The sequence below is a fragment of the Marinobacter sp. NFXS9 genome, from assembly GCF_040148665.1.
Lineage (GTDB): Bacteria > Pseudomonadota > Gammaproteobacteria > Pseudomonadales > Oleiphilaceae > Marinobacter_A > Marinobacter_A mangrovi.
Map to the genome: position 1 here is coordinate 115492 of NZ_JAGDDW010000015.1, position 6228 is coordinate 121719.

Genomic DNA, 6228 nt, shown 5'->3' on the forward strand with positions numbered 1-6228 from the left:
ATCACCATGTGGACCAGCATTCTCATTGCCATCGGTGCGCTCGTCGTCCTGTCCCTGATCTTTGGCGGCCTGCTGGGCTTTGCCGCCGAGCGCTTCAAGGTCGAGGGCAATCCCATCGTCGACCAGATCGACGCCTTGCTGCCCCAGACCCAGTGCGGCCAGTGTGGCTTCCCGGGCTGCCGACCTTACGCCGAATCCATTGCCAACGGCGACGCCATCAACAAGTGCCCGCCGGGTGGCGAAGCCACCATCCACGCGCTGGCCGACTTACTCGATGTGGAACCGGAACCGCTGGATGCCGAGCACGGCGTGGATCAGGGCAAGCGCGTTGCCATCATCCGGGAAGACGAGTGCATCGGCTGCACCAAGTGCATCCAGGCGTGCCCGGTGGACGCGATCCTTGGCGCGGCCAAACACATGCACACCGTCATTGAGAGCGAATGCACCGGCTGCGACCTCTGTGTCGAACCCTGCCCGGTGGACTGCATCGACATGGTCCCGGTGCCCACCACGATCCGCACCTGGAATTGGGAGCGGCCCGGACTGTCTCAGGCAAGAGATCGCGTGATCGCCTCCGACCGCGTGGAGGTAACGTCCTGATGCGCAAGATCTGGGATTTCCCCGGCGGCATCCACCCGCCCGAGAACAAGCACCAGTCCACAACGGCTCCGATTCGCACATTGCCGTTGCCAGACGCGCTCTACATTCCATTGCAGCAACACATCGGCGCACCGTCCCAGACGCTGGTCGATACCGGCGATCGCGTCCTGAAAGGTCAGATGCTGGCCGAACCCCAGGGTCGGGTCAGCGTGGCCGTGCATGCGCCGACTTCCGGCACGATTGAGGGCATCGTCCCGCACCCGGTGCCCCACCCGTCCGGCATGACCGACTGGTGCGTCATCCTGCAACCAGACGGCGAGGAGCAATGGGCCGACCTCGAACCACTGGAGGACTATCACAGCGAAGCCGCCCCCGCCCTGTTGGAGCGGATTCGTCGCGCGGGCATCGCCGGGATGGGCGGCGCCGGCTTCCCGACAGAGATCAAGCTCCACCCGCCCCGGGACGACAAGGTCCGCACGCTGATCCTCAACGGCGCGGAATGTGAGCCTTACATCACCGCCGACGACATGTTGATGCGCACCCGCGCGACCGACATCGTGCGCGGGCTGGAAATCATGGCGTTTATCCTGGAGCCCGAAGAGTGTGTCATCGGCATTGAGGACAATAAGCCGGAAGCCATCGAAGCGCTGAAACAGGCCGTAGCGGGCACGCGCATCGATATCGCCGTCGTTCCAACCAAGTACCCATCGGGGGGCGAGAAACAGCTGATTCAACTGCTCACCGGGTTGGAAGTCCCCCATGGCGGCATTCCTGCGGATATCGGCGTGATGTGCCAGAACGTGGGTACGGCCGTGGCCGTCTATCGGGCCGTGCGCTTTGGCGAACCGCTGATCTCCCGCATCACGACACTGACCGGCGAAGGGCTGGCGAGCAAAGGCAACGTGGAAGCGCTGATCGGCACGCCCATACGGTTCCTGCTGGAACAGAGCGGCTTCAGCGAGGCGAATACCCAGCGCCTGATCATGGGCGGCCCGATGATGGGTTTCACACTCGATGATCCGGACGTTCCAGTCATCAAGACCACCAACTGCATCATCGCCGGCTCTCCCGAAGAATTCCCGGCACCGCCACCGGCGCAACCCTGTATCCGCTGTGGCATGTGTGCCGAAGCCTGCCCCATGGAGTTGCTGCCCCAGCAGCTGTTCTGGTTTGCCCAGTCGCAGGAATTCGAGAAAGCCGAGCAGCACAACCTGTTCGACTGCATCGAGTGCGGCGCCTGTTCTTACGTCTGTCCCAGCACCATTCCGCTGGTGCAATTCTACCGCTACGCCAAAGGCGAGTTGCGCCAGCAGCGGGACGATCAGATCAAATCCGATCGCGCGCGGGAACGCTTTGAAGCCCGTCAGGCCCGGCTGGAACGAGAGCAAGCCGAGAAGGAAGCCAAGCGCAAGGCGCGTGCCGAGGCCGCCGCCAAAGCCCAGGCGGAGAAACGTGAACAAGCCGCCGAGAAGCCGAAGAAATCCGCCAGCGCCGCCGTGGAAGCCGCCCTGGCCCGCAAGGGAATGGCAGCGAGGGCCGAGCCCGCTACGACGCCAGAGGCACCTGATATCGCGACCCTGGAAGCCAACCTGACCAAGGCTCAGGCCAAACTCCGGAACATGCAGGGGCTTCTCAAGGACGCGCGCGACCAGGGTGGTGACACCGAAAAACTGGAGCGGGCAGTCGCCAAGAACGAAGAGCGCGTGGCAGCGGCACAAGCCGCTCTGGATAACGCCAAGGCGCCGGCATCCGCGACAGAGACGTCGGAAACGACGACACCAGACGCGGAAACGCTAAAAGCCAACCTGGACAAAGCCACGGCCAAGCTGGACACCATGCGCAGCATGCTGGCTGAGGCCCGCGCCGAAGGCGGCGACAACGTCGAGAAGCTGGAACGGGCCGTGGCCAAAAACGAACAACGCGTACAGGCCGCGCAGGATGCCCTGAATGCCGCTCGTCCCGCTCCTTCCGCACCGAAGGCCGACATCCCGGAACTGGAAGCGGCCCTGGACAAGGCCCGTGCCAAACTGGACACCATGCAAGATATGTTGCAGGAAGCACGCGATACCAACGGCGACAACGTGAGCAAACTGGAGCGCGCCGTGGCCAAGAATCAGGACCGGGTCGCCCGAGCCGAACAGGCACTGGCCGATGCCCGTAAAACAGCGGACGCCGAGTCCTGACGGAGACCGAGAAACCACCATGGCTTTTCTGAGACTTTCTTCCCCCCACGCACACGGTCCGCAGCGAACGTCCCGGGTCATGCTCTGGGTGATCCTGGCCACACTGCCGGGCCTGCTGGCCCAGACCCTGTGTTTTGGCTGGGGCAACCTGGTGAATACGGTGTTCTGTGTCGCCGTCGCCCTACTGACCGAAGGTATGATTCTGATGCTGCGAAAGCGGCCGGTCGCTTTCTTCCTGAAAGACAACACGGCCGCCGTCACCGGTCTTCTGCTCGGCCTGTCTCTGCCCCCGTTTGCGCCCTGGTGGGTGAGCGTCGTCGCTGTGGTCGTGGCCATCCTGCTGGCCAAGCAACTTTATGGCGGGCTGGGCTCCAACCCGTTCAATCCGGCCATGGTCGGCTATGCCCTGGTGCTGGTGTCGTTTCCGGTCGCCATGACGACGAACTGGGCCAGCCCCACCGGCCTGAGTGCCGATACGCCGGGCCTGCTCCATACCATCGCCCTTAATTTCACCGGCGCTGAGGCCGTAGACGGCTACACCATGGCCACGCCGCTGGACGTCTACAAGCACGACATCAAGACTCAGCTGTCCGGCCAGGTCCTGCAGAATCCGGCGTTCGGGGACTTCGTCTCCAAGGGCTGGGAGTGGGTGAACCTCGGCTTCCTCGCCGGTGGTCTGCTCCTGATCGCGTTGCGCCTGATCACCTGGCACATTCCGGTCAGCATGCTGGCCGCGCTATCGGTCATGAGCCTGGCGTTTGGCTGGGATCCGGACCAGTACGCGCCGCTCACGATTCACCTGCTGTCAGGCGCGACCATGCTGGGCGCTTTCTTCATCGCGACGGATCCGGTGACCGCCGCCACCAGCCGTAAAGGTAAACTGGTCTATGGCGCCGGCATCGGCATCCTGCTCTACATCATCCGAAGCTGGGGCAGCTATCCGGACGCGGTAGCGTTTGCGGTGTTGCTGATGAATTTTGCCGTACCGTTCATCGACTATTACACGCAACCGCGCACCTACGGCCACCAGAAAGCCCGTCGCGTCAAAGCCGACTAATCGCAACAGGACCTGTCATGGCAGCACTAGGACAATCCATCACTCGCAACGCCATCGGACTGGCCCTGTTTGCGGTGATCACGGCAGGCACCATCGCGGTGACGCACGCCTTCACGTCTGACCGCATTCGAGACCAGATCCGCAAGGCCGAAGCCGGCGCCCTGCTGCAGATTATTCCGGAAGACCGGCACACCAACGACCTGCTGGCGGCCGCTCTGCCGGTCGGTCCCGACGAGCAACTGGGCCTGAGCGAGACGCTGTCGGCGCATATCGCCCGCAAGAACGGCAAAGTGACCGGTGTTATCCTGCCTGCGGTGACTCACAATGGTTATTCGGGTGACATCCACCTGCTGGTGGGGATTGGTGCCGATGGCCGGATTCTTGGCGTTCGTGTGACGCAGCATCATGAAACGCCCGGTCTGGGCGACAAGGTCGATACCAAGAAGACCAGTTGGGTCTACAGCTTCAACGGCAAGTCGCTGGAAAACACGTCCAGAAGTGAATGGGCCGTGGCCAAGGACGGTGGCCAGTTCGACCAGTTTACCGGCGCGACGATTACCCCACGCGCTGTCGTCGGCGCCGTTCACAACGCCCTGCTCTACTTCCAGGCTCATCGTGACACCCTGCTCGCTCCGACCGCGGGCATGAACGCAACGCACGGAGATCGAGGCTGAAATGGCCACTAAAACGCCCAAAGAGATCATCAAGGACGGCCTGTGGACCAATAACCCGGCGCTGGTGCAGGTGCTGGGCCTTTGCCCGCTGCTGGCCGTCACCGGCACGGTCGTGAACGGGATTGGCCTGGGACTGGCCACGCTACTGGTGCTGGTCGGCTCGAACCTGTCGGTCTCACTGATTCGTAACTTCGTCTCGGATTCGGTGCGTCTGCCGGCCTTCGTCATGATCATCGCGTCATTCGTGACCTGCGCTGAGCTGCTGATGCAGGCCTATACCTACGAGCTCTACGAGATTCTCGGCATCTTTATCCCGCTGATCGTCACCAACTGCGCCATCCTGGGCCGCGCTGATGCCTTTGCTTCCCGTAATCCCGTGCTGTTGTCGGTACTGGACGGTTTCATGATGGGGGCCGGCTTCCTCGCCGTGCTGATTGTCCTGGGGGGGATGCGCGAGCTGATCGGCCAAGGCACGCTGTTTTCCAACATGGACCTGATCTTTGGCGCGAGTGCCAGCACCTGGAAAATCCAGGTTTTTGACGACTACGCGAATGTGCTGTTCATGATCCTGCCGCCCGGCGCGTTTGTCGGACTCGGCTTCCTGATTGCCCTGAAGAACAGCATTGATGGTCAGATTCGCAAACGTCAGGCCGCCCGTGAAACCCAGCCAGTCACCGCCGGCAGCAAACGGGTTCGCGTGACCGGTCACGTCTCCTGAGGTTTTGATGAACAAGGAAAAACGGACACAGATCTTTGAGCGGCTCAAGGCCGCCAATCCCAACCCCACCACGGAGCTGGTCTACAGCAACCCATTTGAGCTCCTGATTGCGGTGATCCTGTCGGCCCAGGCCACGGATGTCGGCGTCAACAAGGCAACCGCCAAGCTGTTTCCTGTGGCCAATACCCCCGAAGCTATCCTGGCGCTGGGCGTGGACGGTCTCAAGGAATACATCAAGACGATTGGCCTTTTTAACAGCAAGGCGGAAAACGTCATCAAGACCTGCCGGGCACTGGTGGAGCAACACGACAGCGTCGTACCGGAAACCCGGGAAGCCCTCGAAGCCTTGCCCGGCGTCGGTCGCAAGACGGCCAACGTCGTCCTCAACACGGCTTTCGGACAGCCCACCATGGCCGTGGACACCCACATCTTCCGGGTATCCAACCGGACCGGGATTGCGCCGGGTAAGAACGTGCTGGAAGTGGAAAAGCGGCTGGTGCGCCTGGTACCCAAGCCTTACCTGCAGGACGCCCACCACTGGCTGATCCTGCACGGGCGATACACCTGCACGGCACGCAAGCCGAAGTGTGGCAGTTGTATCATCGAGGATCTTTGTGAATTTAAAGAGAAGCGGGAATATCTGGACTGAGTAGCCCTCGGGACGCCGCACGACGCCTCAGAAGCTAAAGCATCTGCTACATACTCCAGCCGGCCTTAAATGTTGTATCGTAGATTGGGCTGACGCAGGAAGCCCAACAAGCCAGGTTTGCGGCCCATCTCATCCAATCCAATGGTCGCCAGGCCGGTTTTTGAGAACCCATGCTCCAAAAGCCTATCCGCGATAACGGGGACGTCCGGTGCCCGCTTATTGTTGGGCTTCCTGCGTCAGCCCAACCTTGTATCTGTCCATGAACTTTGGCTAGCTACCAGAGTTCACCTGGAAGCCGGGTATATAGCGCCCAACCTGAGGGCATAGACCCTGCGTTGTAGATGTAA

At 61.8% G+C, this 6228-nt stretch carries 6 protein-coding genes; all 6 read left to right on the forward strand.

Features of this window, described 5'->3' with window-relative positions; all coding sequences use genetic code 11:
- The first annotated feature begins 6 nt into the window (after positions 1-6).
- Genes rsxB through nth form a run of 6 tightly spaced genes read left to right on the forward strand, consistent with a single transcriptional unit; the run spans position 7 to position 5881 of the window.
- The gene (gene rsxB, locus J3364_RS19125) at positions 7-600 is read left to right on the forward strand and encodes an electron transport complex subunit RsxB (RefSeq protein ID WP_349559759.1); all 594 of its coding nucleotides are present in this window, start codon (positions 7-9) and stop codon (positions 598-600) included.
- Positions 600-2783 carry an electron transport complex subunit RsxC gene (rsxC, locus tag J3364_RS19130; protein ID WP_349559760.1) on the forward strand — a complete coding sequence of 728 codons (2184 nt, stop codon included), beginning with the start codon at positions 600-602 and terminating at the stop codon, positions 2781-2783. Before rsxB ends, rsxC begins: the two co-directional genes overlap by 1 nt.
- A 19-nt stretch (positions 2784-2802) precedes the next feature.
- The gene (gene rsxD, locus J3364_RS19135; protein WP_349559761.1) at positions 2803-3840 is read left to right on the forward strand and encodes an electron transport complex subunit RsxD; all 1038 of its coding nucleotides are present in this window, start codon (positions 2803-2805) and stop codon (positions 3838-3840) included.
- A 17-nt stretch (positions 3841-3857) separates the two neighbouring features.
- Entirely contained in the window at positions 3858-4514 is a 657-nt protein-coding gene (gene rsxG / locus J3364_RS19140; RefSeq protein ID WP_349559762.1) for an electron transport complex subunit RsxG, read from the forward strand.
- A 1-nt stretch (position 4515) separates the two neighbouring features.
- A complete protein-coding gene (locus J3364_RS19145) occupies positions 4516-5232 on the forward strand; it encodes an electron transport complex subunit E (protein ID WP_349559763.1) in 717 nt (238 codons plus the stop codon).
- Positions 5233-5239: 7 nt separating this feature from the next.
- Entirely contained in the window at positions 5240-5881 is a 642-nt protein-coding gene (gene nth, locus J3364_RS19150; RefSeq protein ID WP_349559764.1) for an endonuclease III, read from the forward strand.
- Positions 5882-6228 lie beyond the last annotated feature (347 nt).